Source organism: Pigmentiphaga daeguensis (assembly GCF_039523035.1).
GTDB classification, from domain to species: domain Bacteria; phylum Pseudomonadota; class Gammaproteobacteria; order Burkholderiales; family Burkholderiaceae_B; genus Pigmentiphaga; species Pigmentiphaga daeguensis.
On the sequence record NZ_BAAAEN010000006.1, the window covers coordinates 1 to 26,473 of the forward strand.

A 26,473-nucleotide genomic window follows, 5' to 3' on the forward strand; every position below is an offset into this window, starting at 1 on the left:
ACAGCCTCCATTGGACAACAAACTAGGAGTTCCGACCATCGGATATCGCCCTAATATCCAGTGTTTATGCGGGCTGCGGGGATTATTCAGGGACGACGAAGTAAGGATATGCGGGCCGGGCGGCCCTGGCCGGAAGGGGCGGCGGTTGGCGTTACACTGCCGCGATATGACCGCCAAGTTACCCGTTTCCGACTCTCCCGCTCCCTCCTCCACCCCCGATTCGCCCTGCGTGGCGGTGTGCTCCACCCTGTTCGACGACATCTGCCGCGGATGCGGCCGTACCGCCATGGAAGTCGCCAACTGGGTGCAGATGAGTCCCGAGGAAAAACAGGCGGTGTGGCAGCGGATCCGGGCCCAGGGCTACCCGCGGCGCAAGGGCTGATCGGCGGGCCGGGCCGTGGCGCCCGCATCATGACAGTCTTCGGCCTGTCACATGCCGCAGGCTAAATAGGCGCCATCGCACCGACCCCTACGGCCCATGCGCATCGTCCTCGTCACGGATGCCTGGCATCCGCAAATCAACGGCGTCGTCCATACCTGGACGTACATGCAGAAAACGCTGACCTCCTGGGGCCACGAACTCATCGTCGTCAGCCCGGTCGGCAGCCGCACCATCCCCACCCCGACCGAACCCGACGTGCGGCTGTGCGTGGAACCGCGCCGGCACCTGTTGCGCACCCTGGCGGGCCGCGAGCCGGACACCCTGCACATCGCCACCGAAGGGCCGCTGGGCCTGGCGGCGCGGCGGCTGGCGCGGCAGCGGGGATGGCGCTACACCACTTCCTTCCACACCATGTTCCCGGACTATCTCCAGGCGCGGATGGGCATCCCGGCGAACTGGACCTGGCGCTTCATGCGCTGGTTCCACCGGCCCTCGCAGCGCGTGCTGGTTCCGACTCCCACCGTGCGCGACACGCTGGCGGCCAAGGGCCTGGGCAATCTCCACATCTGGGCGCGCGGCGTGGACACCGAGCGCTTCCGGCCCGAAGCGGGCAACGCGCTGCCCTACCCCGGCCCCATCTTCCTGAGCGTGGGCCGCCTGGCAAGGGAAAAGAACCTGGATGCCTTCCTGTCCCTGGACCTGCCGGGAACCAAGGTGGTCGTGGGCGGCGGCCCGGACGAGGCCAGGCTGCGGCGCAAGTTCCCCGGCGCGGTGTTCCTGGGCATGAAGCCGCACGGCGAACTGGCGCGCTACTACGCCGGCGCCGACGTGTTCGTCTTTCCCAGCCAGACCGATACCTTCGGCCTGGTCATGCTGGAGGCGATCGCCTGCGGCACGCCGGTGGCCGCCTATCGCAGCGAGGCACCGATGGCGGTCGTAAGCGAAGGACGCACCGGCGTCCTGCACGACAACCTGCGCGCGGCCTGCATGGGGGCGCTGGAACTGTCGGGCACCGACATCCGCCAGCACGCGCTGGAGCACAGCTGGACCGCGATCGCCTCGCGTTTGCTGGAGCTGCAGGTGCCCGCCGATCCGAACCGCGAAAAGGCCGACCTGGACTGGTACCCGCAGGGCGCGGTGTAGCGGCCCCGGGCTTCAGGCGCCGGGGGCGCCTTCCCGGAGCGCGATGTCCAGGTCCACCAGCACCGGCGCGTTGCGCGGCAGTTCGCTCACGCCGATGACGGAACGCGGATGGCGTCCGCGCTCGCCGAACAGCGCGACCAGCAGCTCGGACCCTTCATCGGCCAGTTGCGACCACCCGCCGCGTTCGCGGCCGACCTGGAAGAAGTAGTTCACGCGCAGTACCCGCTCGACGTCGGCGAGCGTGCCGCCGGCCAGGTGCTTCACCCATGCCAGGGCATGCAGCACGCACAGCCTGACGGCCTCGCGGCCCGCGGCGGCGTCCACCGATTCGCCCACGACGCCCTGCGCCAGCAGCGTATCCGCCCCGGTCTTGGGTATCTGTCCGGCTACGTGGACGGTATCGCGGTACCGGATCGCCGGCGCGTAGGAGAACAGCGTGGGCGTGGGCGGCGGCAACGCGAGCCCCAGCGCGCGCAGGCGTTCATCGGCGTCAGACATGCGCGGCCTCCTAGCGCTTGGTGGGCTGGAAGCCTACTTCCCGGGCCAGCTTCGCCCAGCGCTGGTTCTCGGCCTCGACGAAGGCGGCGAACTGGGCGGCGGATCCGCCTTTCACCGAGACTCCCTGCTCCTTCAAGGGCGCCGCGACCTCGGGCGACTTGAGCGCGCGGTTGAACGCCGCGTTCAAGGTCTCGACCACCTCGCGCGGCGTTCCCGCGGGCGCCACGATGCCCTGCCAGGAGGTGATGTCCAGCCCTTCCAGGCCGGCTTCCTTGTAGGTCGGGATCTCGGGCGCGATGTCGATGCGCGTGGGCGAGGTCACCGCCAGCGCCTGGATCTTCCCGGCGCGCGCATGCGGCAGCAGCGTGATGACGGGATCGAGCAGCAGGTCGATGTGCCCGCCCAGCAGGTCGTTGATGGCGGGCGCGCTGCCCTTGTAGGGCACGTGCGTCATCCGCGTGCCGGCCCGCGCGTTGAAAAGCTCGCCCGCCAGGTAGGTCGAGCTGGACGCCGAGCCGAAGGTCAGCGCGCCCGGCTTCTGTTTGGCCAGCCGGGTGAATGCGGCCAGGTCGGCGACCGGCAGGCCGGGCTTGGCGGCGATGATGTACGGTTGGTCCGCCAGCATGACGACGGGCGTGAAATCGCGGCTCGCGGAATAAGGCAGGTCCGAGTATTGCAGCTCGTTGATGGACATGACCGGCAGGTTCGCCACCAGCAGCGTATAGCCGTCGGGCGCCGCCCGCGCCACGTGCTCGGCGCCGATGATGCCGCTTGCGCCCGGCTTGTTGTCGACCACCACGGGCTGGCCGATGTCCTGGGCCACCTTCTGGCCCACCGTGCGCGTCACGAGATCGGCCACGCCGCCGGGGGGAAAAGGCACGACCAGGTGGATCATCTTGCCGGGAAAGGACGCCGCGTGGGCGCCCGCGGCACACGACAGCGCCAGGACGGCGGCGGCAACGCGATGCATGGACATGAAAGGTCTCCTTCTTGACGGTTCAGGCCGCGGCGACCGCGACGATTTCTATGTCGCACCCGGGCGAAGCCAGCGCGGCCTGCACCGTGGCGCGGGCCGGGGCCTGGCCGGCGGCGACCCAGGCATCCCAGACTTCGTTCATGGACGCGAACAGCGCCATGTCCCGCAGGAATATCTGGCAGGACAGCAGCCGGGACCGGTTGCTGCCCGAGCCTTCCAGCAGCCCGTCGATCATGGCCAGCACTTCGGCCGTCTGTTCGCGTATGTCGCGCCCGCGTGTCTCCCGGGGCACCTGGCCCGCCAGGTACAGGACGCCGTTGAAGACCGAGATTTCCGACATGCGCTTGCCGGGCCCGACTCTGTGGATGCTCATCACGCCGCCTCCCGCGTCTCGGCCTGCATGGGTCCGAAACCCGCCTCGAAGAAGCGCAGCCAGTTCTCGCCCAGCACCATCGCGGTGTCCCGTTCGGAGAAGCCGACGGCGCGCAGCCCGGCCTCGATCCTGGCCATGTCGCGGCTGTCCCGGAACCAGTCGGGCTGCGGCGGGAACCCCGGCTGCGCGGCCGATCCTTCGCCGTAGTCCATGCGCTTGGTGTAGCGCCCCATCCGCATCCACTGCACGACGGAGTCCGGCTGGTCCTGGCACAGGTCCGAACCTATGCCCAACGACTCCACGCCGGCCAGCTCGGCGGTGCGGGCCACCATCTCGCAGAACGCTTCCAGCCGGCAGGCGGACTTGTCCTTCAGGTGATGGGGATACAGGGAAAAGCCCAGCATGCCGCCGGACGCGGCCAGCGCCTTGATGACCGTATCCGACTTGTTGCGCAGCGCGGGCGCCCAGGCGTGCGGATTGGCGTGGCTGACGACGATGGGACGCCGCGACAGCTCGATCGCCTCCAGCGTCGAACGCTCGCCCGAGTGGCTCATGTCGATCACCAGGCCGACGCGGTTCATCTCGCGTATGACCTCGCGCCCCATGCGCGTGACGCCGCCGTCGTTCGCTTCGTAGCAGCCGCTGGCCAGCAGCGACTGGTTGTTGTAGGTGAGCTGCATGAAGCGCACGCCCAGCGTGTGCAGCACTTCCACCAGCCCGATGTCGTCCTCGATGGGCGAAGGATTCTGGCAGCCGAACACGACCGCCGTGCGCCCCTCCTCGCGTGCCCGGCGCACGTCGTCGGCGCCGCGGGCCAGGACGATGAGCTCGGGGAAAGTCTCGAACCAGCGGTTCCAGCGCTCGATGACCTGCACCATCTCACGGAAGTTCTCGTGATACGCGATGGTGACGTGCACGGCGTCCAGGCCGCCTTCCCGCCATTGGCGGAAGATTTTCTCGGACCAGTTGTTGTATTGCAGCCCGTCGATGCGAAAGGGTTGCGACCTGTCGATGCCCATTCCCGGTTCCAGCTCCTGCGTCATTGGTAGCGGAACTGTAGAGATCCGGATGAAATTCAGTCAAACTAAAAGATATTCAATAAATTCAAATTTTTCTTGAATGAAGATCGACCAACTACGGACTTTCGTGGCGGTGGTGGACACCGGGGCGCTGGTCGAGGCGGGGGACAGGGTGGGCCGCACGCCCGCCGCGGTATCGATGACCCTCAAGCAGATCGAAGCGGAACTGGGCGGAGCCCTGTTCGAAGGAGAGCGCAAGAACCGGCTGACGCCGCTGGGCCGGCACGTGCATCTCCAGGCGCAGCGGGCGCTGCATGCCTTCGATGCCGCGCTGGCCCAGATGCGCGGCTACGCGCAGGGCGGCCAGGGCATCGCCCGGATCGCCGCCGTGCCGTCGGCGGCCACCCGTCTGCTGCCGGCCGCCATTGCCCGCATGCGGGCGACCCGCCCCGGCGTGCGCATCGACCTGCGGGACATCGATTCGGCGGCAGTGATCCAGGCCGTTTCCGCCGGCGTCGTCGACTTCGGCATCGCCACGGCGCCCGCCTCCAATGCCGACCCGGACCTGAAGGCCGAACCGCTGCTGAAGGATCCCTTCGTGCTGGTCTGCCCCGCCGGGCACCGCCTGAACGCGCTGAAACGGCCGGTCCGCTGGCGCGACATCGATCCGGCCGAGTTCATCGCCAACGGCCTGTGTTCGCGCTTTTCCTCGCCCGAACTGTCGCGCCTGGTGGAACAGGCGCCGCTGAACCTGCACAACACCACGTCGCTGCTGACCTTCGTGGCCCAGGGCTTCGGCGTCACGCTGCTGCCGACCATGGCCGTCACCGCCAGCCGGACCGTCCGCCTGCTGCCCCTGGCCGACCAGGGCGCAACCCGCAGCCTCGACCTGATAACGCTGCGCGACGCCAGCCTCAGCCCGGCGTCCCAGGCCATGCTGGACCTGGTCCTGGACTGCAGCCGCACCATGGCCGCCACGATCTGAATCGCGGAATCGGGGCCGCTTGCTCAGATTTGCTCAGATAAAGATGCGATGCCCCCCTTATCCTTGCATTCTTGACTATCGGTCCATAGGCATGGACGGCAGGTCGAGAGAACTGACGTCGAAGGCAGCATTCCATGCAGGTTACCCATCCATCGCCAGCGCAGCCGGCCCTCCCTCTCTCCTTTCCCGCCCCGCCGCCCGCTTACGTCGACATGCCCGGACCCGGCGCCCGGGCCCTGGCGTTCCAGCCTGTCTCGTCGCTGCTGGATGGCACGCGCAACCTCTACCAGAGCGTCACGTCCCGCCTGCTGGCATCGCCCGACGACGACGCGCGGGACGCGCCCGGCCTTGCGCTTGTCCAGGCCGTGATGGCGGTCCTGCGTGACCACCCCTGGATCACGCTGGGCTGCTCCGTCTCGCCGGACATGCTGGCCGACGAGGCCGGCTGGGCCCCCCTGCTGGACGAACTGCGCGCCGACAACCGGCTCGCCCGGCGGCTGGTGATCGAACTGGCCCAGAGCGACGACAGGCTGGAATCGCGGCAAGCCCTCGGCCTTGCCGGCCGGCTGCGCAAACTGGGCTGCCTGCTGGCCATCGACGATTTCGGCGCGGCCGGCGGCACCGTGGACTTCCTGCTCGATGCCCGTCCCGACATCGTCAGGATCGCTCCGGCATACCTGCATCGCGCGCGCCGCCTGCACGGCGTGGGCGGCACCTCCGGCCTGATCCGCCTGTGCCGCCGGCTGGCGCCGGCGGTCGTCATCCAGGGCGTGGACGATCCCGCCGACCTGCTGCGCCTGCCGCGCGAGGCGGGCGTATGGATCCAGGGCGTCCTGGCGGGCCTTCCCGCGCTGCATGCTCCCTGGCTGCGGCCCAGCCCGTGGCGCCTGGCGGCCTGCGCGGGCGAACGTCACTGACCGGACCGCCACCATGACCGCCGCCCCCGCCCGGAACGAACCGGCCGCCCCCGCGGCCAAGGCCCGCCCCGCGCGCAAGACGCCGCGCCGCAGCGCCAAGCGCATCCCCCGCAATGACTTCGCCCTGGCCGTCGCCTCGCCCTCCCTCCCGCCCGCGCGCACCAACAAGCGCGTGCTGGTGGCCGACATGGGCAAGCGGTTCTGCGCCGACGTCTGCGACTTCCTCAGCCAGCAGGGCTGCCATGCGCGCGCCGTGCACGACCGGCGGCACCTCGTCCAGGTCCTGGCCGAATGGCAGCCGACGACGCTGTTCCTGAACGTCTCCCTGCCGAACCTCGATCTGGGAGAACTGACGCCGCTATACCCCCACTTGCCGCGGGACTTCCAGATCGTCCTCCTGCTCGAGCCCGGCGTCCCCTTCACCTTGTCCGTTCCGCCCAAGACGCCATGCCTAGCCCGTCACCTCAAGTCCCCGTGCCTGACGGATCTGCGCCACTTCCTGTGACCCGGCAGGCCACCGGCGGGGCAGGCCACGTCCGGGGCGACCGGCGCCCGCCGGCCGGATTGCGCCGCCTCCTGTCCCGTTTCGTCCGCGACTACGTCCATGGGTTGAAGCGCCACGAGCGCTATCTGATGGACCCCGTCCATGGCCGGTCGCCGTCGCTGCGGCCCGCCGCGCGGCGCTGGCCGGCCGGCAGCGGCCCCCGCTCCATGACCGCTCCCCGGGCCTTTTCCTTCCAGGGCATCGAACGCGTCCTGCCGGATTCGCGCGGCTGGCATCATCAGCCCTGGGGCCAGGACTGGATCGGCCAGCTGCACCGCTTCGACGACCTGAACGCCGCCGACGCCGAGCAGCGACGGGAGTGGCACCGGGCGCTGGTATTGAACTGGGCGGTCGCCAACGGTCCGGGCCGCGGCCCCGGATGGGAAGCGCCCAGCCTGGCGCCCCGCATCGTCAACTGGATCAAATGGGATCTGCGCGGCGGCGGGCTGGCCAGCGAGACCACCCGCCGCAGTCTCGTGGTCCAGGTCCGCTACCTGCGACACTTCTTCTCGCGCCAGTGGCGCGACGGCCCGCGCCCGGATATCGCCAAGGCGCTGATCTTCGCCGGCAGCTATTTCGCCGACGGACGCGAGTCGCGCGCCTGGCTGCGCAAGGGCATGCGGGCCCTGGGCACGCTGGCGCCAACCGACCTGTCCACCGAAGACCTGCGGGACCTGGCGCTGCTGTCCCTGGTCTACCCGGACCTGCATCCGCCGCACGGCCACCGCTGAGCTTTACGCAACCCCGGCGGGCAGCGGCGATGCGTCGGCATGCTCGATCATGGCGGCCAGCAGGAGATCGGTCAGTTCGGCGCGCCGGCTTGCCGCGCCCGGATCGTCCCAAAGATTGCGCAGCTCCAGCGGATCCTTTTCCAGGTCATAGAGTTCGCACAGCGCCCGGTCGTCCGACTGCGTGATCCGCCACTGCCCGGTCAACAGCGTGCGCAGGCGGAAGCGCCGCGGACGTCCGAACTGGAACATGACCGGCTCGTTCTCGACCAGCACGCCCGGCCGCGGCAGCGGGGCGCCGCGCTCCAGCGCCTCGCGCAGGCTCAGGCCCTGCATGCCGTTGTAGGCGGCGATGCCCGCCCGGTCGAGCACGGTCCCGGCGATGTCCAGGGTCCCGGCCGGCGCCTCGCAGACCGTTCCGCGCCGGGTTTCCGGCAGCGCGGGGTCGCTCCAGATGAAAGGCACCCTGACCACGCCCTGATAGTGCATGGGCCCCTTCAGCATCACGCCGTGGTCCCCCATCATGTCGCCGTGATCGCTGGTGAAGATGACGATCGTGTCCTCGCGCATGCCCAGGCGATCCAGCGTCGCCATCACGCGGCCGACCTGCTCGTCGATCAGGCCGATCATGCCGTAGGTCAGGGCCGTGATCTCGCGGCACTCGCGTTCCGAGACGGGGAAGGCGGTATAGCCCTCGCGCGTGCCGCCGCCGCGGCCGTAATCGTGCACGCTCCGCACCAGCGGCGAAGCGCCGGGTGCATGGAACGACGCCGGTAGCGGCACGCCGGCCGGATCGTACATATCCCAGAACCTGCCTGGCGGCGTGAAGGGATGGTGTGGATCGGGAAAAGAACACATCAGGAAAAACGGTGCCTTCGGCCCGGCTTGCGCGGCCAGGGACTCCAGCCAGCCGCAGGCCCGCTCGCCGATGTAGGACGAAGGATAGAGCGATTCCGGCAGGCGCGTGCGCCAGGCCTGGGGCGCCCCGTACCCCTGGGCGGGCAGCGCATGGTCCCGTCCGCGAAGGCTGTCCGGATCCGGATGGCGCCCGGCCAGCCAGCGGGCATAGTCGCCCTGCACCTGGTCGCCGTGCAGCGTGCACAGTTCGACGTGATCGAAGCCGTAGTAGGGCGTGTCGACGCGCCGGCGCCGCCCCGCCTTCCAGTCCGGCGTCCATTCGTTGTCGTAGCCTTCGCCCATGCGCGGCCGCTTGGTGGCGTCGCGCAGGACTTCGGCGGGCGACCGGCGTCCCTCGACGGGACGCCAGGCTCGTTTGTCGGGATGGTCGTAGCCGAAACATTGCAGGTGCGACTTGCCGATCAGCGCGGTGGCATAGCCCGCGTCCCGCAGCAGTTCCACGAAGGTGGTCTGGTCCAGCGACAGGTTGATGCCGTTGTGGACGACACCGTGCACCGACGGCAGGCGCCCCGTCATCAGCGTCGCGCGGTTCGACATGCAGGTCGTGCTGGCGGCGTAGAAACGCTCGGCGCGGACGCCCGTCGAGGCCAGCGCGTCGATGTGGGGCGTGCGCAGCACGGGATTGCCATAGCAGCCCAGGTGGTCGGCCCGGTGCTGGTCGGTGATGAAGATCAGGAAGTTGGGCGCGGACATGGCTCAATCCGCCTGGATCTTGAAGCGTTTGACGATCTCGCCGTAGCGCTCGTAGTCGTCGCGCGTGGCCTTGGCCAGCACGTCGCGGGGTCCGCCCACGACCAGTTCGCCGCGCTGCTTGAAGTGCTCCACGGCATCCGGCTCGCGCAGCGCCGCGTTGATCCGGGCGTTCAGGCGGTCGGCCAGCGCGGGCGCCATCCCCGCCGGGCCGTAGACGCCGAACCAGATGTCCACGAACACGCCCGGGAACCCCTGCTCGGCCATCGTGGGCAGGTCGGGGATCAGCCGGCTGCGGCGCTGGTCCACGACGGCGAGCGGCACCAGCCTCCCGGTCTCGATGTAGGGCTTGGCGCCGCCATAGCCGAGGTAGATGAGCTTGACCTGCCCGCCCAGCGCGTCGTCCAGCGCTGGCCCCACGCCCCGGTAAGGGGAATGCAGCAGCGACAGGCCGGCGGCGCGGTTGAACAGCTCGCCGGCGATGTGCATGGGCGACCCGTTGCCGGAGGTCGCGTAGGCCAGGGGCGGCCCGGTCCGGGCCAGCTCGGCCAGCTCGCGGGCGTTCTTCACGCCCAGGCCGGGATGCGCCAGCAGCAGCATGGGCGTGGAGGAAATCATCGCGATGGGCGTGAAGTCCCGCTGCACGTCGAAGCTGTAGCCCAGGTTCCGGGGCAGGACGTGAGGAGCCATGGCGAAGGTGTTGGCGGTGACCAGCAGGGTGTAGCCGTCGGGTTCGGCGCGGGCGACGATGCCGGTACCTATGCTGCTGCCGCCGCCGGGGCGGTTGCTGACCACCACCGGCTGCCCCCAGGCCTTGCCCAGCTTCTCGCTCAGCAGCCGCGCGATGGGGTCCACCCCGCCCCCGGGCGGAAAGGGCACGACCAGCGTCACCGGCCTGGCGGGAAACCCCTGGGCCAGCGCGGGCCGGGGCAGCAGGCCTCCACCCGCGAGCCAACAGGCGGCCAGCCCGGCCCCGGCGCGCAATCCCGCCCGCCGGCCCGGCCGCATGCCGTCCTTGCGCTTGCCATCCATATTCATCTCCCCGAAGGCGTTCGATGCAGACGCAGTCTAGGGTGGTCGATATTTATCGTGTAGTGGATAATCGCTTGAATCACTTTCAAGCTGCATTTGCAAATATGGACCACTTGCGGCTCATCGTCACGTTCGCCCGGGCGGCGGAAGCGGGCAGCTTCAGCAAGGCGGCCCGCACGCTGGGCGTGACGCCGCAGGCCGTCAGCGCCCAGATCCGGCAGCTCGAGCAGCAGGTGGGCGTGCGCCTGTTCTACCGCACCACCCGCAGCATCAACCTGACCGAGGAAGGCCGGGCCTTCCATGAGCGCTGCCGCGCCGGCATGGAAACCATCCAGGGCGGACTCGACGTCCTGCGCGACCGCACCGAGCAGATGGTGGGCACGGTCAGGCTGGCGCTGCCCTATGCCATCAGCTTTGAACTCGTCGCGCCGCTGATGGGGCGCTTCATGGACCGTTACCCCCAGGTCCGGGTCGACATGCTGACCCTGAACCAGTTGCCGGACGTGGTCGAACACGGGGTGGACGTGGGCATCATCGGCGGCGAGCTTCCCAGCAGCTCGCTGGTCGCCCGCAAGGCCGGAACCTTCAACCACGTGCTGTGCGCCTCGCCGGCCTACCTGGACGAATGGGGCGTGCCGGGCCACGTGGACGACCTGCGCGACCACCGCTGCGTGCTGCTGCGCCATCCGCGCACGGGCCGGCTCTGGCCGTGGACCTTCCAGTCGGGCGGCGACATCGTCACGCTCAATCCCGAGGGCGCCCTGTCGGTGCAGGACGCCGAAAGCCAGCACCGCGCGGTGCTGCACGGCGCGGGCATCGGCCAGATCGCCAGCTACTACGCGGCGCCGCACATTCGCGCGGGCAGGCTGCTCCCCTTGTCCATCGGCTATGTCTCGCGCCAGGTCGACGTCCATCTCTACCTGCCCCAGCGCGACCATATCCCCCTGCGCTGCCGCGCGCTGGCCGACTATCTGCTGGCCGAGCTCAAGCGCAATCCGGACCTGGCCCCCGCGACATTCTGATACCGGATGGCCGCGTCCCGCGCCCCCGCCTGTCATGCCGGCAGCGCGGGAACCCGCTACAATGCTTGCCACCTGAGGAGCGTTGCGACGACCGGCACCACGCCAGGCCGCCAGGCTCAGGTAACGGATCGGCGGCGGCCCCAGGCGGCGCCGGTCCACGGCAACGGCGCTCGCCCCACATCCTGCCCCTTGCAGGCCATGCGGCGAGCCTTCCCGGCTCACGCCGCGGCGTCAAAGGGCAAGCACTTTGGAGTCCCCATGAACGCTGTACCCAACGCCCAGACCCCCGACTACCGCATCGCCGACATCGCACTGGCCAACTGGGGCCGCCGCGAGATCAGCATCGCCGAAACCGAAATGCCCGGCCTGATGGCGATCCGCGAGGAATTCGCCGCCACCCAGCCGCTCAAGGGCGCCCGCATCGCCGGCAGCCTGCACATGACCATCCAGACCGCCGTGCTGATCGAGACGCTCAAGGCCCTCGGCGCCGACGTGCGCTGGGCCTCGTGCAACATCTTCTCGACCCAGGACCACGCCGCCGCGGCCATCGCCGCCTCGGGCACGCCGGTGTTCGCGATCAAGGGCGAGTCGCTGGCCGACTACTGGGAATACACTCACCAGATCTTCGAATGGCCGGCCGGCACCCACGCCAACATGATCCTGGACGACGGCGGCGACGCCACGCTGCTGCTGCACCTGGGCACCCGCGCCGAACAGGACGCCACCGTGCTGGCCAAGCCCGGCAGCGACGAGGAAGTCGCGCTGTTCGACTCGATCCGCAACACCCTCAAGCGCGATCCGAAGTGGTACTCCACCCGTCTCGCCCAGATCAAGGGAGTGACCGAGGAAACCACGACCGGCGTGCACCGTCTCTACCAGATGTCCAAGAAGGGCGAGCTGGCCTTCGCCGCGATCAACGTCAACGACTCGGTCACCAAGTCCAAGTTCGACAACCTGTACGGCTGCCGCGAGTCGCTGGTGGACGGCATCAAGCGCGCCACCGACGTCATGGTCGCGGGCAAGGTCGCGGTGGTGTGCGGCTACGGCGACGTGGGCAAGGGCTGCGCCCAGGCGCTGGCCGCGCTGCGGGCCCAGGTCTGGGTGACGGAAGTCGATCCCATCTGCGCGCTGCAGGCCGCCATGGAAGGCTACAAGGTCGTGACCATGGACTACGCGGCCGACAAGGCCGACATCTTCGTCACGGCCACCGGCAACTACCACGTCATCACGCACGAGCACTTGGTCGCGATGAAGGACGAGGCCATCGTCTGCAACATCGGCCACTTCGACAACGAGATCGACGTCGCCTCGCTCAAGCAATACAAGTGGGAAGAGATCAAGCCGCAGGTCGACCACATCATCCTGCCCTCCGGCAAGCGCATCATCCTGCTGGCGCAGGGCCGGCTGGTGAACCTGGGCTGCGCCACCGGCCATCCCTCGTTCGTGATGTCGTCCTCGTTCGCCAACCAGACCATCGCCCAGATCGAGCTCTGGACCCGCAACGAGAAGTACGCCAAGGGGCAGGTCTACGTGCTGCCCAAGCACCTGGACGAGAAGGTCGCGCGCCTGCACCTGAAGAAGCTGGGCGCGCAGCTCACGCAACTGCGCGCCGACCAGGCCGCCTACATCAACGTACCGGTCGAGGGCCCCTACAAGCCCGAGCACTACCGCTACTGATCGTTCCCCTTCCGGGGCCGCCGCGCCCCGGACGCCCCCTTTTCCCCTTGGCAAGGAGTTCGCGATGACCCTGTTACTCGTCTGGTTGCTCAACGCCGTGGCATTGCTGGTCGTGGCCTATCTGCTGCCCGGCATCACCGTGGCGAGCTTCGGCTCGGCGCTGATCGCGGCGCTGGTGCTGGGCCTGCTCAATTCGCTGGTCAAGCCGGTCCTGGTGCTGCTCACGCTGCCGATCACGGTCGTCACGCTGGGCCTGTTCCTGATCGTGCTGAACGCGCTGCTGTTCTGGTTCGCGGGCTCGATCCTGAAGGGCTTCCAGGTCAACGGATTCTGGTGGGCGGTCATCGGCGCGCTGCTCTACAGTCTGATCTCGGGCCTGTTGTCGGCCATCGTGCCCAACTGACCCTCTTCCTACAGGTTGCCCGCAAGTGAGTTCATCCGTCTTTCCCGACGCGGCGCCGGCTGACGCCGCGCCGGTCTTCAGCCTGGAATTCTTCCCGCCGCGCGACACCCCGGCGCAGGAAAGGCTGGTCCGCACGGCCAAGCAGTTGCAAGGCCTGCATCCCCATTTCGCCAGCGTGACCTTCGGCGCGGGCGGCTCGACCCGCGACGGCACGATGCTGGCGGTATCGATGCTGCAGAAGCTGGGCTACGAGACCGCCCCGCACCTGTCGTGCATAGGTTCGACGCCCGAGAGCCTGCGCGAGATTCTCCATACGTACCGGCAGGCCGGGATCCGGCGGCTGGTGGCCCTGCGCGGGGACATGCCGTCGGGCATGGGCGACATGGGCGAGCTGCGCTATGCGCGGGACCTGGTGGATTTCATCCGCAAGGAAACGGGTGACTGGTTCCATATCGAGGTGGCGGCGTATCCGGAGATGCATCCGCAGGCCCAGGGGCCGGAGGCGGACCTGGACCGGTTCGTGGAGAAGATGCGGGCGGGGGCGAACAGCGCGATCACGCAGTATTTCTTCAATGCGGATGCGTATTTCGATTTCGTGGACCGGGCGACGGCGAAGGGGGTGCTGGCGCCTATCGTGCCGGGGATCATGCCGATCACGAATTACACGCAGCTGGCGCGGTTCTCGGATATGTGCGGGGCGGAGATTCCGCGATGGATACGGTTGCGGCTGGCGTCGTACGGGGATGACCGGGCTTCGATCCGGGCGTTCGGGCACGATGTGGTGGTGGAGCTTTGCCAGACGTTGCTGGATGGGGGGGCGCCGGGGTTGCATTTCTATACGATGAACCAGGCGGATGCTACGCAGGCTGTTTGGGAAGAGTTGGAGCGGTGACGGTCGTTCGAGTTCTTTAGACGGTTGTTTCCGGCCTTGGGGCGCGGGGCGCTGTGAGGCGCAGCGTAGCCGGTCCCGGCTTTGCCGGGACTTCCCGGAGTTGGCGCGGTCGGCGGGGCGGGCGTGAACTCGCGCGGGGACAGTCCCCCGGACTGTCCCTACTGCCGCGCTCAGACATGCACGCCCTTGCTTCCCCGCCGACCGCGCCAACTCCGGCGGCTCCGAATGCGCCTCACAGCGCCCCGCGCCCCAAGGCCGGAAACAACCTGCGGCGTCTTATGGTGTAGCGGGTGTGGCGCCCTGGTCGGTGGTGTGGGGGCCGGGCATGCATCCTTCTTCGGTGATGATGGCGTCGAGCCGCATGTCGTGCGGCTCGGGTACGTGCACGTCGGGGGCCAGGCGGCCGCAGGCGTAGGCGATGCCCAGGGCCAGGGTCGCGTGGCCGCCCTGGCGCAGGGCGGCCAGGGTGCGGTCGTAGTAGCCGCCGCCGTAGCCGATGCGGTCGCCGTCGACGGTGTAGCCCAGGGTCGGGACCAGGACGATGTCGGGGGTGCGGGCCGGGGTGGACCGGGGTTCGGGGATGCCGTAGGCGCCGGGGGCCATCGTGGCATCGGGCGTCCAGGCGCGGAACTCCAGGGGAGCGGCCTTGGTCAAGATGACGGGTAGGGTCAGTTCCAGCCGGTCGTCGCGGGCCCAGGCCTGCAAGGCGGGGCGCAGGTCGGGTTCGTCGCCGATGGGCCAGAATGCCGACAGCACCACGCGCCTGCCGCTCCTTGGGGCGGCGGCCAGGTAGTCGTGTATCCTGCCTTGCAGGAGGCCGACGATGCGGGCGTCGGCCGCGGCGCGTTCGGTGGCGCTCATGGCCGCGCGCAGGGCGCGCAGGCGTGGACGCAGGGCGGCGGCGGTGGCCTCCCTGGGTTTACCCGATGCTATTCTTGCTGCCATGGCCTATTCAGCTCTCCTCAACAGAATTCGCATTACAGCACTTGCCGCCGTGCTGGCAAGCGCCGCCATGGGCAGCGCCTGCGCGCAGGTCTCGGCGCCCGGGTCCGACGACGCCCTGCTGGCGGCGCGGACCGCGGTGCAGACGGGCAACTGGGACATCGTCCGTTCGCTGATCCCGCGCCTGGAAGGCCATGTGCTGGCCGCCTATCCGCAGTACTGGCTGCTGCGGCAACAGCTGAACGATCCGCGCAAGCCGCTGCCCGAATCCGAGCTGAACGACTTCGTGGCCGCCCATCGCGGCACCTACCTGGCCGAGCGGCTGCGCGGCGAATGGCTGCTGGCCGCCGCCAAGCAGGCCGACTACGCCACCGTGCGCACGCTGGCCGACACCACGGTGAACACGCCGCAGGTGGACTGTGCGGTGCTACTGGCCATGCACGCGCGCGGCGAACGGGTCACGGCCCAACTGGCCATGTCCAAGTTCGAACCGGGCGACAGCTGCTGGTCGCTGTACGACCGGCTCCAGGCCGACGGCGTCATGCAGTGGGACGACTTCGCCACGCAGATGCGCAACATGCTGGAGACCAACTCGCTGGCGAATGCCCGGCGCATGGCGCGCTACGTGTTCGATCCGGCCCAGCAGAAGACGCTGAACGGCCTGTTGGACCAGCCCATGATCTGGCTGGTGCGGCAGAACACGCTGCCGCGCGACCGCGCCGGCCGCGAGCTGGTGGTGACCGCGCTGAGCCGCCTGGCGCGCAACGATCTGCAGGTGGGCTACGACTATTTCGAGCGCAGCTGGGCCAGGCAGTTGCCGGCCGACGACGCCAACTGGGTGCGCAACCAGTTCGCGCTGCAGGCCTCGTTCAAGCTCGACCCGGTCGCCGTCGCCTGGTATCGCGCGGGCGAAGGCGGCAGGCTGACCGAATACAACCAGGGCTGGCGCGCGCGCATGGTGCTGCGCCAGCAGCCCGTGGACTGGCGCACGCTGAACCGCTACATCGAGCAAATGCCGCCCGCCATGCGCGAGGACCCCACCTGGATCTACTGGCATTCGCGCGGCCTGGTCGCGCTGGGCGCCGTGCAGGAAGGCCAGGCCGGCTACCGCAGCATCGCCGGGCAATTCAACTTCTACGGCCAGCTGGCCGCCGAGGAACTGGGCATCGCCACCACCATCCCCACGTCCACGGCGCCGATCACCCCGGACGAGCTGGCCAAGGCGCAGTACAACCCGGGCCTGCAACGCGCGGTCGCGCTGTTCCGCCTGGGCTGGCGCACGGAAGCGGTGCGCGAATGGAACTACGCGCTGCGCGGCATGAACGACCGGCAACTGCTGGCCGCCGCCCAGCTCGCGCATCGCGAGAACCTGTACGACCGCGCGGTGAACACCGCCGAGCGCACGCGCGACCAGCACGACTTCAACCTGCGCTTCCTGACGCCCTTCCGCGACCAGTTGGTGGACAAGGTGCGCGAGATCGGCGTGGACGCGACCTGGGTGTATGGCCTGATCCGCCAGGAGTCGCGCTTCGTCATGGACGCCCGCTCCAGCGTGGGCGCCTCCGGCCTGATGCAGCTGATGCCGGCCACCGCCAAGTGGGTGGCGCGCCGCATCGGCATGAGCGACTACGCGCAGCACCGGGTCAACGACATGGACACCAACCTGACCCTGGGCACCAGCTACCTGCGCATCGTGCTGGACGACCTGGGCGGTTCCCCCCTGCTGGCCTCGGCCGGCTACAACGCCGGTCCCCGACGGCCCCATACCTGGCGCGCCACCCTGCCGGGCCCGGTGGAAGGCGCGATCTTCGCCGAGACCATTCCTTTCACCGAGACCCGCGACTACGTCAAGAAGGTGCTGTCCAACGCCACGTACTACGCGGCCCTGTTCACGGGACAGCCGCAATCGCTCAAGGCCCGGCTGGGAACGGTCGTCCCGCAGACGGTGGAGACCACCGCCATACCCTGAGGAAGCGCACGCCATGACCATGATCTACCCTCGCATACTCGTGCTAGGCGGTTCGGGCTTCATCGGCAGCCACCTGGTCGCCCGCCTGGCGGCCCAGGGCCGCAAGCTGCTGGTCCCGACCCGCCGCTACATGAGCGCCCGCCACCTGCTGCCGCTGCCCACGGTGGACATCGCCCTGGCCGACCTGTCCGACGACGCCACGCTGAACCGCCTGGTGCAGGGGCGCGACGCCGTCATCAACCTGGTCGGCACGCTGCACGGCGACCGCGGCACGCCCTACGGCAAGACCTTCCGCAAGCTGCACGTCGAGTTGCCGGAACGCCTGGCCCGGGCCTGCGTGGCGCATGGCGTGACCCGCATGCTGCACATGAGCGCGCTGGGCGCCGATTCCCACGGCGCCAGCATGTACCAGCGCTCCAAGGGCGACGGCGAGGCCGCCGTGCGCCGTGTGTTCGATGCCTGGCCCGAGGGCGCGCTGACCATCTTCCGGCCGTCGGTGGTGTTCGGACCCGATGATCGCTTCCTCAATACCTTCGCCGCGCTGGCGCGCTGCTTCCCGGTGCTGCCGGTGGCGGGCGCATCGGCGCGCCTGCAGCCCATCTACGTGGGCGACCTGACCGAGGCCATGGTCAACGCGCTGGGCGATCACCGTACCTACGGCAAGACCTATGCCGTGGCCGGACCGCAAGCCTATACGCTGCGGGAACTGGTCGAGAAGGCCGCCGCCTGGAGCGGCCATCCCCGCCGCGTGCTGCCGCTGCCCATGGGCCTGGGCAAGCTGCAGGCCGCCGCCATGGAAATGCTGCCCGGCGCGCCGCTGATCACGCGCGACAATCTCGATACCCTGACGCGGGACGCGGTCCTGGACGGGCCGCTGGCGCCGGAACTGGGCATCCATCCCAGCTCGCTGGAGGCGCTGGCGCCCGACTACCTCGGGCAGGGCGAACACACCCGCTTCGACATGTTCCGCATGCGCCATGGCCGACGCTGACCTCGCCCGGCCAGCGCCGGGTCCCGACCCGGCCACCGACGGACTGGCGGTCTTCGTCGTGGGCGGCGCGGTACGCGATGCGCTGCTGGGCCTGCCCGCGGGCGACCGCGACTGGGTGGTGGTGGGCGCCACGCCGGAACAGATGTCGGCCCGCGGCTTCGTACCCGTGGGCGGCGATTTTCCCGTCTTCCTGCATCCCGCCACGCGGGAGGAATACGCGCTGGCCCGCACCGAGCGCAAGTCGGGACGCGGCTACAAGGGCTTCACCTTCCACACCGGCCCCGAGGTCACGCTGGAGGACGATCTGGGCCGGCGCGACCTGACCATCAACGCCATCGCCCAGGCCCCCGATGGCCGCCTGATCGATCCCTACGGCGGCCGGGACGACCTGCGCGCCCGGCGCTTTCGCCACGTCGGCCCGGCCTTCGCCGAAGACCCCGTGCGCATCCTGCGGCTGGCCCGCTTCGCGGCGCGCTTCCACGACTTCGCGGTGGCGCCCGAGACCCTGGAACTGTGCCGCCGCATGGCGGCCGAGGGCGAGGTCGATGCCCTGGTGCCCGAACGTGTCTGGCGCGAGCTGTCGCGCGGCCTGATGCAGGAGCGGCCCTCCCGCATGCTGCAGGTGCTGGCCGACACCGACGCGCTGCCGCGTGTCGCGCCCGGCCTGGCGGTGGACGGCCGACTGCTGGCCGTGCTGGACCAGGCCGCCGATGCGGGGCTGCCGTTGGCCTCGCGCTACGCGCTGCTCTGCTCCGACAGCGCCGACCCGGCCGGATTGGGCAAGCGGCTGCGCGCCTCGAACGACTGCAACGACATGGCGCGCCTGCTGCAACTGGCCCTGGCCGAGCTGCCGCGCGCGGGCCGGGACCCCGAACGCGTGCTGGCCCTGCTGGAACGCGCGGACGCCCTGCGCAAGCCCGAGCGTTTCGAGCAACTGCTGGCGGCCGCGCAACGGCGGATGCCGGTGGACGTGGCGCAATGGACGGCGTGGCGGGACACGGTCAGGGGAGTCGATGCCGGCGCCATCGCCGCCCGGCATGCGGACCGGCCCGGCGGCATCCGCGAGGCCGTGCGGTCCGCCCGGCTGGCCGCCTTAAGCGGCACTTAAGGCAGCGTGGCTAACGTGGCACCGTTGCCACGTGGATGTCCGCCATGTCCCTCGCCCCGCCCCGACGACCCGGCCGCAGACACCGGCCCCGCTCCCCGCGACATCCGCGGCCAGTTGCGCCTGGGCGCCACCTGGCGGCTGCTCAAGCCCTACTGGGTGTCCGACGACCGCAAGGCGGCGCTCGGCCTGCTGGCGCTGGTCGTCGGCCTGAACCTGGCCCTGGTGGCCGCCAACGTCTGGCTGACCAACTGGAACCGCGTCTTCTACAACGCCCTGGAAGCGCGCGACTTCGCCGCGTTCAAGCTGCAACTGGCGCACTTCTGCGCGATCGCGGCGGCATTCATCGTCATCGCCATCATGAAGCAGTTCTACACCATGATGCTGGAGATGCGCTGGCGCACCTGGCTGACCGGCGAATGGCTGCAGCGCTGGACCTCGGGACAGGCCTACTACCGGGTGGAGCAGTCGCACGGCGCCGATAACCCCGACCAGCGCCTGGCCGAAGACCTGCGCACCCTGGCCAGCACCAGCCTGACGCTGTCGCTGGGACTGCTCAACTCGGTGGTGACGCTGCTGTCCTTCGTCACGCTGCTGTGGACCCTATCGGGGCCGCTGGTGTTCGCGCTGGGCGGCCGGACCGTCGCCATACCGGGCTACATGGTGTGGTTCGCCGTGCTGTATGCCGTGGCGGGGTCGTGGCTGACCCACAGGATAGGCAAGCCGCTGATCGGCCTGAGCTTTCGCCAGGAACAGACCGAGGCCGACTTCCGCTACGCGCTGATGCGGCTGCGCGAGAACGCCGAGGGCATCGCGCTGTATGGCGGAGAGCCCGCCGAACGCGCGGGACTGCGCGCATCCTTCGACCATATTCGCGAGAACTGGCGCTGGCTGATGATCTACACGCGCCGGCTGGTGTTCGTGAACTCCGGCTATGGGCAGGTGGCGATCGTCTTTCCGCTGATCGTGGCCGCCCCGCATTATTTCTCCGGCGCCATCACGCTGGGCGTGCTGATGCAGATCGCCTCGGCGTTCGGCCAGGTGCAGGGCGCGCTGTCGTGGTTCGTGGACGGCTATGCCTCGCTGGTGGGCTGGCAGGCCGCCGCCAACCGCCTGCTGGACTTCCAGTCCGCGCTGGGGGCGGCCGAGGCCGAGCACGCGGCGCGCGACGGCCTGCGCGGCATCGCGCTGCTCGAACGGGACCGCACGCCGGCGCCTGGCGCCATCACCGCCGCCGGACTGGTGCTGGCCCTTCCCGGCCGGAACGAGCGGCGGCCGTTGACCGAGCCGTTCTCGATGACCGTGCGGCCGGGCGAACGGTTGCTGGTGACCGGTCCGTCGGGCGCGGGCAAGAGCGTGCTGTTCCGCGCCATGGCGGGCATCTGGCCCTACGGCCGAGGCGCCATCGAACGCCCCGCCGATGCGCGCACCCTGTTCCTGCCACAGCGCAGCTACGTCCCCAGCGGCACGCTTGCCGCCGCGCTGGACTACCCCTCGCCGCCGGGCACCCACGACGACGCCACCCTGGCCGCCCTGCTGCGCGACTGCCGGCTGGAGCGGCTGGCCGGCCAGCTGCAGCGGCGCGACAACTGGGGGATGCGGCTGTCGCCGGGCGAACAACAGCGCCTGGCCTTCGCCCGCGCCATCCTGCAACGGCCCGACTTCCTGTTCCTGGACGAGGCGACCTCGGCGCTGGACGAGGAAACCGAGGCCGCCATGTATGCCCTGCTGGTCGAACGCCTGCCGCGCGCGGCCATCGTCAGCATCGCCCATCGCAGCACGGTCGCGCGCTGGCATGACCGCCATCTGCGCTACCGGCCGGTGCATGCGGCGGGCGAAGAGCCGCGCTACCTGCCGGCGCCCGCGGCGCTGCCGCATCCCGTCTAGGCGGCCGCCGCGTCCCTGGCCTGGACCGCCACCCGTTCGAACGCCGCGCGCAGCACGGCCAGCGCCGGCCTGTCGACATCTGCGCGGCGGCAGACGAAGGCGATCTGGCGACGGGGCCCGCCGCGCCCCAGCGGCAGTTCGCGGAAGCGATAGGCCTTGCGCAGCGGGTCGTAGGGCTGCGGAATGATGGAGACGCCCAGCCCCGCCGAGACCATCGCGATGATGGCGTGGCTGGACAGCAGGTCGATGCGGCTTTTCATGCGCGGATGCAGCCGGCGCACATACTGCGCGGCGATGCGGCCACCGGTGGAAGTCTTGTCGAAACGTATCCAGTCGTGGCCGCGCAGCAGTTGCTCGACCGTGTCGCCGCGCGCCTCGGGCGGAGCCACCAGCACCATGGCCTCGTGCATCAGCGTCTGCCAGTGCAGCCGGCTCGATCCGCCCGACTGCGGCCGCACCAGCACCGCGGCATCGATGGTGCCGTCCCGCAGTTCGCCCAGCAGCCGCTCCGAGCGGCCGCGGGCCAGGTGCACGTCCAGTTCGGGATAGTCCGATTGCAGCACTTTCATCGCCATGGGCAGCAAGGTGGCCTGGATGGAGTCTATGGTTCCCAGCGTGACCTTGCCGGACACCCGGGTCTGGCGCCGCGCGCGCAGGGCCTCCAGCGACTCCAGCGTGCCCTGGACCAGCGCCGCGAGTTCGTGGGCGAACGGCGTCGGACGCGCCTGGCGCGCCGCGCGGTCGAACAGAGGCTGCCCGAAATGCTGCTCCAGGTACTTGATGTGCTGGCTGACCGCGCCGGGAGTCAGGTTCACTTCCTCGGCCGCGGCCGCGAAGGTGCCCCGGCGCAGGACGGCGCAAAGGGTCTGCAGGAATTCCAGTTTCATCAGATTTCCTAAACTGACGCATCACGAAAAATCGCTTTTCGTAGTTTATCGAGTGTCTAGAATCCGTCGGATAACCATGACTGGAGACACCCGTGAAGATCGTCCCGCCCGCCCCTGTCTCGCTCCTTTGCCGTCCCGGCCGCCGCGCCGCCTGCCTGGCCGTGGCACTGGCCTGCTGCGCCGGGCCGGCGCAGGTCCTGGCCCAGGAAGCCTTCCCGTCCCGCCCGATCACGCTGATCGTGCCCAACCCGCCCGGCGGCTCCAATGACGTGTTCGCCCGTGCGATCGGCAAGCGCCTGGGCGATGCGCTGGGCCAGCCGGTGGTGGTGGACAACAAGGCCGGCGCGGGCGGCAGCGTGGGGGCGGGGTTGGCGGCGCGCGCGCAGCCGGACGGCTACACGCTGCTGTTCGTGTCGTCCACCTATACGACCAATGCGGCCATCCAGACCAGCCTGCCGTTCGATGCGGTGCACGCGTTCGCGCCGGTCGCCATGGTGGCCAAGGGGCCGATGATCCTGACGGTGAACAACGAACTGCCGGTCAAGACGCCGCAGGACCTGCTCGCGTTGGCGAAAAACCAGCCCGGCAAGCTGAACTACGCCAGCTCGGGCGTGGGCAGCATCAATCACTTCGCCACCCACCAGTACGCCCAGGTGGCGGGCGTGCAGATGACGCACGTTCCCTACAAGGGCATGGCGCCGGCCATCAACGACCTGATCGGCGGGCATATCCAGGTGCTGATCGCCAGCGGACCGTCCATCCTGCCCACCGTGAAGGCGGGCAAGGTACGCGCGCTGGGCGTGACCAGCGCCACGCCTTCGGCGGTCGCGCCCGGGCTTGCGCCGCTGGCCGCCAACGGCGCGCCGGGCTACGAATCGGGCCTGTGGTGGGGCATCCTGGCTCCCGCCGGCACGCCGGCCTCCGTCGTGGCTCGCCTGAACACCGAGATCAATCGTATCCTGGGCCTGGACGAGATCAAGGACCTGCTGCTGCGCGAAGGCGCCGAGCCCGACCCCAAGACGCCGGACGCATTCGGCGCCCAGTTGCGGGGCGACATCGAGCAATGGCGGCGCGTCGCCCGGCAGGCGAACATCAAGGCGGAGTGATGGCATCGTTGAAACAACGCGGTTACGAGCCCGACGCCGGCGGCCCGCTGTCGGACGTGCGCATCCTGGACCTGTCGCGGCTGGTGGCGGGCAATACGCTCACCCAGGTGCTGGCGGACTTCGGCGCCGACGTGGTCAAGGTGGAAAGCCCGGACGGCGACACGCTGCGCGCCTGGCGCACCCAGGACGTGGACACCAACTGGAAGCTGTACGCGCGCAACAAGAAAAGCCTGGGCCTGGACCTGCGCCAGCCGGCGGCGCGCGAGCTGCTGCTGGAGCTGGCGGAAAAGGCCGCGGTGCTGGTCGAGAGCTTCAAGCCCGGCGTGCTGGAAGCCATGGGCCTCGCACCCGACGTGCTGCTGGCGCGCAATCCGCGCCTGGTCGTGGTGCGCATCTCGGGCTGGGGCCAGACCGGCCCCTATCGCGGCCGCCCCGGCTTCGGCACCCTGGTCGAGGGCATCTCGGGCTTCGCCGCCATGAACGGTTTCGCCGACCGCGAGCCGGTGCTGCCGCCCATGTACCTGGCCGACACGGTGGCCGGGCTGTACGGCGTGGCGGGGCTGCTGATCGCGCTGCGCGAGGTCGAGGTCAACGGCGGGCAAGGGCAGGTGATCGACCTGCCCCTGCTCGACCCGCTGTTCGCGGTGCTGGGCCCGCAGGCCGCCAATTACCGCCTGACCGGACGCATCAAACCGCGCACCGGCAGCCGGTCCACCAATTCCGGTCCGCGCAACGCCTATCGCTGCAATGACGGCCTGTACGTGGGCCTGTCGGCCTCGACCCAGAAGATGGCCGAACGCCTGTTCGTCTCCATCGGCCGGCCCGACCTGGTCGAGGATCCCCGCTACCGTACCAACGCCGACCGCGTGCGCCACGCCGAGGAACTCGACGCCATCATCGGCGCCTTCATCGCACGGCGCACGCAAGCCGAGAACGTCCGCTTCTTCGAAGAGGCGCAGGTCACCATCGGCCCCATCTACGACATCTCGCAGATCGTGGACGATCCGCACTTCGTCGACCGCGAGATCCTGGCCGACTATCCCGATCCCGATATGGGCGCCTTCCCCATGCATCACGTGGTGCCGCGCATGAGCGGCACGCCCGGCGCGATCCGCACACCGGCTCCGGCCATCGGCCAGCACAACCGCGAGGTGCTGGCCGCGCTGGGCGTGGACGACGGGCGCTACCAGGCACTGGTGCGGGACGGCGCCGTGCACCAGGAAAACGAGGACCGTTGACGGTCCCGCCTTCAAGAGACCCGCCATGCGCAGCAAACTCTTCGTTCCCGGCTCCCGCCCCGAACTTTTCGCCAAGGCCCTGGCCGGCGACGCCGATGCGCTGTCCTTCGACCTGGAGGACTCGGTGCAGCCCGATCGCAAGCACGAGGCGCGCGCGGCCGTCGCTGCCTTTCTCGCGTCGTCGGCCGCCGGCACCGGCAAGCGCATGGTCGTGCGCATCAATGCCTGGAATACGCCGCATTTCGGCGCCGACCTGGACGCGGTGGCGCTGCCGGCGCTGGACCTGGTCAACCTGCCCAAGGCCGAATCCCCCCGAGCCATCCAGGCCACGGCGCAGCGGCTGGACGAGATCGAGCGCGCGCGGGGCATTGCCCGGCCGATCGGCATCCTGGTCAACATCGAGACGCCCGAGGCCCTGGCTCGGGCCGCGGAACTCGCCGGCTCCCATCCGCGCGTGGCGGGCCTGCAGGTCGGACTGGGCGACCTGTTCGAAGACCTGGGCGTCGACCGGCGCGACAGCGCCGCCGTGCACCACGTCCTGCTGGCCATACGGCTGGCCGCCGGCCGGGCCGGCGTCTGGGCCTGCGACGGCGCCTATGCCGACATCGCCGACCGCGCGGGCTACCTGGCCGAGGCGCACATGGCCCGGCGGCTGGGCTACGTGAGCAAGAGCTGCATCCACCCCAGCCAGGTGGCGATGGCCAACGAGGCGTTCCGGCCCACGGACGAGGAAGTCCGGCACGCGGCACGGGTACTGCAGGCCGAGCAGGACGCCGCGCGCGCCGGCCTGGGCGCCTTCACGGTGGACGGCCGCATGGTGGACGCGCCCTTCATCCGCCGCGCGCGCGCCATCATGGACACGGCACGCCGCCTGGGCCTGGCGACCGCCTCCTAGGGCCTGTTCACGCTAAAAGGCGCCCGCACGGGCTCTAGAGCGTATGGCTGCGGTCGCCCCGGCCGAAGCCCGACAGCGGCCGGTCCAGGCCGCGGCCCACGGCCAGCACCTTGAACAGCTCGCCCATCTCGGCCGGCGACAGCAGTTTCTGCACCGGCGCCACCGCCTGCGCATAGGCGGCCGCGTCCGCCGGATCCAAGCGCGACAGCAGCTCCATCAACCCGGCGTTCATCAGGAAGCCGGCCTGCGAGGCATAGCCCAGCACCTCCAGCCCGCCCTCGGCCGCCGCCTCGGCCATGGCGGTGAAATCGACGTGGGCGGTGATGTCCTGCACGCCCACGGCGACGAGCGGATCGGCGTGCGCCACGTGCCGCAGGTGGCACATCAGCGTGCCCTCCATGCGCTGCGGGTGGTAGTACTCGGCGCGCGAGAAGCCATAGTCGATCAGCAGCGCCGCGCCCGCCCGCAGCCACGCCCCCATGCCGCGCACGAAGGCCTCGCCCCGCGGGTTGATCTCGGACACGTAGCCCGGCAGCGGCGGCATTCTCGATGAAACGGCCTCGGCCAGGTCGGCCGGCGCGGCGCGGTCCCGCCAGACGAAGCGCGCGTTCTCGTCCAGGGCCACGCCGCGCTCCGCCAGGCCGCCTTCGGTCCAGCGGAACAGCCGCACGGGCATGGCGTCGAGCACCTCGTTGGCCACCACGCAGCCGGTAAAGGCGGCCGGCAGCACATCGAGCCATGCCACACGGTCGCCGTAGGCGGCCAGCCGGGCGCGCTGGCGATCGCGCAGGTCGGCCGAGACCTCCACGATGCGGTAGCGCGCCGCCACGCCCAGTTCGTCCAGCGCCGCCAGCATCCCCGCCGCCAAGGCGCCGGTGCCGGCGCCGAACTCCAATACCTCGATGCCGCCGCAGGCCTCGAGCACCTCGGCCACCTGGCGCGCCAAGGTCTGCGCAAACAGCGGCGTCAGCTCGGGCGCGGTCACGAAATCCCCGGACGGATGCCGTCCCCCTTCGGCCAGCTTGGCGCTGCCGGCGGCGTAGTAGCCCAGGCCGGGCGCATAAAGGGCCTGCTCCATCCATCGATCGAACGGCAGCCAGCCTCCGGCGCCGCGTATCTGCGCGGCAAGATGGTCGGCAACCAGGCGGGAATGGGCGCTGGACGCGGGGTCGAGATCGGGAAGCTTGCTCATGCCGCCATTTTCCCATGACTGCGCGCCGCAACCGGCGGACTGCCTTGCGAATACCCACTTGT

At 69.8% G+C, this 26,473-nt stretch carries 26 protein-coding genes and 1 riboswitch; of the genes, 17 read left to right on the forward strand and 9 right to left on the reverse strand.

The window, feature by feature from the left end; genetic code table 11:
- Window positions 1–166 precede the first annotated feature (166 nt).
- Window positions 167–382, forward strand: a complete 216-nt coding sequence (locus ABD104_RS09750) for a DUF1289 domain-containing protein (protein WP_087838702.1) — start codon at window positions 167–169, stop codon at window positions 380–382.
- A 96-nt stretch (window positions 383–478) separates the two neighbouring features.
- Window positions 479–1,525, forward strand: coding sequence for a glycosyltransferase family 4 protein (locus tag ABD104_RS09755; RefSeq protein ID WP_343927441.1), 1,047 nt, complete (start codon window positions 479–481; stop codon window positions 1,523–1,525).
- Between the two features lie 12 nt (window positions 1,526–1,537).
- On the opposite strand, the gene ABD104_RS09760 is transcribed toward ABD104_RS09755, so the two are convergent.
- The 4 genes from ABD104_RS09760 to ABD104_RS09775 are packed head-to-tail and all read right to left on the reverse strand — an operon-like array spanning window position 1,538 to window position 4,391.
- Window positions 1,538–2,023 (reverse strand): RidA family protein, encoded by a 486-nt coding sequence (locus ABD104_RS09760; protein ID WP_087838704.1) that lies wholly within the window; start codon window positions 2,021–2,023, stop codon window positions 1,538–1,540.
- A gap of 10 nt (window positions 2,024–2,033) precedes the next feature.
- A complete protein-coding gene (locus ABD104_RS09765) occupies window positions 2,034–2,999 on the reverse strand; it encodes a Bug family tripartite tricarboxylate transporter substrate binding protein (RefSeq protein WP_343927442.1) in 966 nt (321 codons plus the stop codon).
- 22 nt (window positions 3,000–3,021) lie between these two features.
- On the reverse strand, window positions 3,022–3,372 hold the full coding sequence (locus ABD104_RS09770) for a RidA family protein (RefSeq protein WP_087838706.1): 351 nt from the start codon (window positions 3,370–3,372) through the stop codon (window positions 3,022–3,024).
- Window positions 3,372–4,391: a membrane dipeptidase gene (locus tag ABD104_RS09775; protein ID WP_176400719.1), complete on the reverse strand. Its 1,020-nt coding sequence runs from the start codon at window positions 4,389–4,391 to the stop codon at window positions 3,372–3,374. Before ABD104_RS09775 ends, ABD104_RS09770 begins: the two co-directional genes overlap by 1 nt.
- Window positions 4,392–4,491: 100 nt before the next feature.
- On the opposite strand from ABD104_RS09775, the gene ABD104_RS09780 reads away from it, so the two are divergent.
- The 4 genes from ABD104_RS09780 (at window position 4,492) to ABD104_RS09795 (ending at window position 7,568) form a co-directional block, all read left to right on the forward strand.
- Window positions 4,492–5,376 carry a LysR family transcriptional regulator gene (locus ABD104_RS09780; RefSeq protein ID WP_087838707.1) on the forward strand — a complete coding sequence of 295 codons (885 nt, stop codon included), beginning with the start codon at window positions 4,492–4,494 and terminating at the stop codon, window positions 5,374–5,376.
- 212 nt (window positions 5,377–5,588) lie between these two features.
- Window positions 5,589–6,293 carry an EAL domain-containing protein gene (locus tag ABD104_RS09785; protein WP_165404393.1) on the forward strand — a complete coding sequence of 235 codons (705 nt, stop codon included), beginning with the start codon at window positions 5,589–5,591 and terminating at the stop codon, window positions 6,291–6,293.
- Between the two features lie 13 nt (window positions 6,294–6,306).
- On the forward strand, window positions 6,307–6,798 hold the full coding sequence (locus tag ABD104_RS09790; RefSeq protein WP_343927443.1) for a hypothetical protein: 492 nt from the start codon (window positions 6,307–6,309) through the stop codon (window positions 6,796–6,798).
- Complete coding sequence (locus ABD104_RS09795; RefSeq protein WP_087838710.1) at window positions 6,795–7,568, forward strand: hypothetical protein; 774 nt, start codon at window positions 6,795–6,797, stop codon at window positions 7,566–7,568. The genes ABD104_RS09790 and ABD104_RS09795 overlap by 4 nt, the downstream gene beginning before the upstream one ends.
- 3 nt (window positions 7,569–7,571) lie before the next feature.
- On the opposite strand, the gene ABD104_RS09800 is transcribed toward ABD104_RS09795, so the two are convergent.
- Window positions 7,572–9,176 (reverse strand): sulfatase-like hydrolase/transferase, encoded by a 1,605-nt coding sequence (locus ABD104_RS09800; protein ID WP_343927444.1) that lies wholly within the window; start codon window positions 9,174–9,176, stop codon window positions 7,572–7,574.
- Window positions 9,177–9,179: 3 nt separating this feature from the next.
- The gene (locus ABD104_RS09805) at window positions 9,180–10,205 is read right to left on the reverse strand and encodes a Bug family tripartite tricarboxylate transporter substrate binding protein (protein WP_343927445.1); all 1,026 of its coding nucleotides are present in this window, start codon (window positions 10,203–10,205) and stop codon (window positions 9,180–9,182) included.
- A gap of 104 nt (window positions 10,206–10,309) precedes the next feature.
- Between ABD104_RS09805 and ABD104_RS09810 the strand changes: the two genes are divergently transcribed.
- From ABD104_RS09810 to metF, 4 genes are all read left to right on the forward strand, one after another.
- On the forward strand, window positions 10,310–11,227 hold the full coding sequence (locus ABD104_RS09810; RefSeq protein WP_165963126.1) for a LysR family transcriptional regulator: 918 nt from the start codon (window positions 10,310–10,312) through the stop codon (window positions 11,225–11,227).
- A gap of 68 nt (window positions 11,228–11,295) precedes the next feature.
- Window positions 11,296–11,406: riboswitch (S-adenosyl-L-homocysteine riboswitch) on the forward strand.
- 79 nt (window positions 11,407–11,485) lie between these two features.
- Window positions 11,486–12,904, forward strand: a complete 1,419-nt coding sequence (ahcY, locus tag ABD104_RS09815) for an adenosylhomocysteinase (protein ID WP_087838713.1) — start codon at window positions 11,486–11,488, stop codon at window positions 12,902–12,904.
- Window positions 12,905–12,968: 64 nt separating this feature from the next.
- Window positions 12,969–13,307, forward strand: coding sequence for a phage holin family protein (locus tag ABD104_RS09820; RefSeq protein ID WP_087838715.1), 339 nt, complete (start codon window positions 12,969–12,971; stop codon window positions 13,305–13,307).
- A 25-nt stretch (window positions 13,308–13,332) separates the two neighbouring features.
- Window positions 13,333–14,199, forward strand: a complete 867-nt coding sequence (metF, locus tag ABD104_RS09825; RefSeq protein WP_087838716.1) for a methylenetetrahydrofolate reductase [NAD(P)H] — start codon at window positions 13,333–13,335, stop codon at window positions 14,197–14,199.
- A gap of 276 nt (window positions 14,200–14,475) precedes the next feature.
- Here the strand turns inward: metF and ABD104_RS09830 are convergent, their stop codons facing one another.
- Entirely contained in the window at window positions 14,476–15,144 is a 669-nt protein-coding gene (locus tag ABD104_RS09830) for a 5-formyltetrahydrofolate cyclo-ligase (RefSeq protein ID WP_343927446.1), read from the reverse strand.
- 49 nt (window positions 15,145–15,193) lie between these two features.
- Between ABD104_RS09830 and ABD104_RS09835 the strand changes: the two genes are divergently transcribed.
- The 4 genes from ABD104_RS09835 (at window position 15,194) to ABD104_RS09850 (ending at window position 21,093) form a co-directional block, all read left to right on the forward strand.
- The gene (locus ABD104_RS09835) at window positions 15,194–17,110 is read left to right on the forward strand and encodes a lytic transglycosylase domain-containing protein (protein ID WP_343927447.1); all 1,917 of its coding nucleotides are present in this window, start codon (window positions 15,194–15,196) and stop codon (window positions 17,108–17,110) included.
- A 13-nt stretch (window positions 17,111–17,123) separates the two neighbouring features.
- On the forward strand, window positions 17,124–18,101 hold the full coding sequence (locus ABD104_RS09840; protein ID WP_338616633.1) for a complex I NDUFA9 subunit family protein: 978 nt from the start codon (window positions 17,124–17,126) through the stop codon (window positions 18,099–18,101).
- Complete coding sequence (locus tag ABD104_RS09845) at window positions 18,088–19,209, forward strand: tRNA nucleotidyltransferase/poly(A) polymerase-related protein (protein ID WP_087838721.1); 1,122 nt, start codon at window positions 18,088–18,090, stop codon at window positions 19,207–19,209. Before ABD104_RS09840 ends, ABD104_RS09845 begins: the two co-directional genes overlap by 14 nt.
- A 102-nt stretch (window positions 19,210–19,311) precedes the next feature.
- Window positions 19,312–21,093 (forward strand): ABC transporter ATP-binding protein/permease, encoded by a 1,782-nt coding sequence (locus ABD104_RS09850; RefSeq protein ID WP_343927521.1) that lies wholly within the window; start codon window positions 19,312–19,314, stop codon window positions 21,091–21,093.
- On the opposite strand, the gene ABD104_RS09855 is transcribed toward ABD104_RS09850, so the two are convergent.
- Window positions 21,090–21,980: a LysR family transcriptional regulator gene (locus ABD104_RS09855; RefSeq protein WP_087838723.1), complete on the reverse strand. Its 891-nt coding sequence runs from the start codon at window positions 21,978–21,980 to the stop codon at window positions 21,090–21,092. The genes ABD104_RS09850 and ABD104_RS09855 overlap by 4 nt on opposite strands.
- 98 nt (window positions 21,981–22,078) lie before the next feature.
- Here ABD104_RS09855 and ABD104_RS09860 point away from each other — a divergent pair, with 98 nt between their 5' ends.
- The 3 genes from ABD104_RS09860 to ABD104_RS09870 are packed head-to-tail and all read left to right on the forward strand — an operon-like array spanning window position 22,079 to window position 25,219.
- Entirely contained in the window at window positions 22,079–23,086 is a 1,008-nt protein-coding gene (locus tag ABD104_RS09860; RefSeq protein ID WP_420494820.1) for a tripartite tricarboxylate transporter substrate binding protein, read from the forward strand.
- Complete coding sequence (locus ABD104_RS09865; protein WP_343927448.1) at window positions 23,086–24,324, forward strand: CaiB/BaiF CoA transferase family protein; 1,239 nt, start codon at window positions 23,086–23,088, stop codon at window positions 24,322–24,324. The genes ABD104_RS09860 and ABD104_RS09865 overlap by 1 nt, the downstream gene beginning before the upstream one ends.
- Before the next feature lie 25 nt (window positions 24,325–24,349).
- Window positions 24,350–25,219, forward strand: a complete 870-nt coding sequence (locus tag ABD104_RS09870; RefSeq protein ID WP_087838725.1) for an HpcH/HpaI aldolase/citrate lyase family protein — start codon at window positions 24,350–24,352, stop codon at window positions 25,217–25,219.
- 34 nt (window positions 25,220–25,253) lie between these two features.
- On the opposite strand, the gene ABD104_RS09875 is transcribed toward ABD104_RS09870, so the two are convergent.
- The gene (locus ABD104_RS09875) at window positions 25,254–26,411 is read right to left on the reverse strand and encodes a class I SAM-dependent methyltransferase (protein ID WP_132979553.1); all 1,158 of its coding nucleotides are present in this window, start codon (window positions 26,409–26,411) and stop codon (window positions 25,254–25,256) included.
- Window positions 26,412–26,473: the final 62 nt, after the last annotated feature.

Bases quoted from the DNA above. Each gene is read 5' to 3' on its own strand.
- ABD104_RS09875 (WP_132979553.1), bottom strand. From the start codon at position 26,411: ATGAGCAAGCTTCCCGATCTCGACCCCGCGTCCAGCGCCCATTCCCGC.
- ABD104_RS09855 (WP_087838723.1), bottom strand. From the start codon at position 21,980: ATGAAACTGGAATTCCTGCAGACCCTTTGCGCCGTCCTGCGCCGGGGC.
- ABD104_RS09780 (WP_087838707.1), top strand. From the start codon at position 4,492: ATGAAGATCGACCAACTACGGACTTTCGTGGCGGTGGTGGACACCGGG.
- ABD104_RS09840 (WP_338616633.1), top strand. From the start codon at position 17,124: ATGACCATGATCTACCCTCGCATACTCGTGCTAGGCGGTTCGGGCTTC.
- ABD104_RS09810 (WP_165963126.1), top strand. From the start codon at position 10,310: ATGGACCACTTGCGGCTCATCGTCACGTTCGCCCGGGCGGCGGAAGCG.
- ABD104_RS09760 (WP_087838704.1), bottom strand. From the start codon at position 2,023: ATGTCTGACGCCGATGAACGCCTGCGCGCGCTGGGGCTCGCGTTGCCG.
- ABD104_RS09870 (WP_087838725.1), top strand. From the start codon at position 24,350: ATGCGCAGCAAACTCTTCGTTCCCGGCTCCCGCCCCGAACTTTTCGCC.
- ABD104_RS09830 (WP_343927446.1), bottom strand. From the start codon at position 15,144: ATGGCAGCAAGAATAGCATCGGGTAAACCCAGGGAGGCCACCGCCGCC.
- ahcY (WP_087838713.1), top strand. From the start codon at position 11,486: ATGAACGCTGTACCCAACGCCCAGACCCCCGACTACCGCATCGCCGAC.
- ABD104_RS09800 (WP_343927444.1), bottom strand. From the start codon at position 9,176: ATGTCCGCGCCCAACTTCCTGATCTTCATCACCGACCAGCACCGGGCC.
- ABD104_RS09845 (WP_087838721.1), top strand. From the start codon at position 18,088: ATGGCCGACGCTGACCTCGCCCGGCCAGCGCCGGGTCCCGACCCGGCC.
- ABD104_RS09820 (WP_087838715.1), top strand. From the start codon at position 12,969: ATGACCCTGTTACTCGTCTGGTTGCTCAACGCCGTGGCATTGCTGGTC.
- ABD104_RS09790 (WP_343927443.1), top strand. From the start codon at position 6,307: ATGACCGCCGCCCCCGCCCGGAACGAACCGGCCGCCCCCGCGGCCAAG.
- ABD104_RS09770 (WP_087838706.1), bottom strand. From the start codon at position 3,372: ATGAGCATCCACAGAGTCGGGCCCGGCAAGCGCATGTCGGAAATCTCG.
- ABD104_RS09805 (WP_343927445.1), bottom strand. From the start codon at position 10,205: ATGGATGGCAAGCGCAAGGACGGCATGCGGCCGGGCCGGCGGGCGGGA.
- ABD104_RS09765 (WP_343927442.1), bottom strand. From the start codon at position 2,999: ATGTCCATGCATCGCGTTGCCGCCGCCGTCCTGGCGCTGTCGTGTGCC.
- ABD104_RS09865 (WP_343927448.1), top strand. From the start codon at position 23,086: ATGGCATCGTTGAAACAACGCGGTTACGAGCCCGACGCCGGCGGCCCG.
- ABD104_RS09755 (WP_343927441.1), top strand. From the start codon at position 479: ATGCGCATCGTCCTCGTCACGGATGCCTGGCATCCGCAAATCAACGGC.
- ABD104_RS09785 (WP_165404393.1), top strand. From the start codon at position 5,589: ATGCCCGGACCCGGCGCCCGGGCCCTGGCGTTCCAGCCTGTCTCGTCG.
- ABD104_RS09750 (WP_087838702.1), top strand. From the start codon at position 167: ATGACCGCCAAGTTACCCGTTTCCGACTCTCCCGCTCCCTCCTCCACC.
- ABD104_RS09775 (WP_176400719.1), bottom strand. From the start codon at position 4,391: ATGGGCATCGACAGGTCGCAACCCTTTCGCATCGACGGGCTGCAATAC.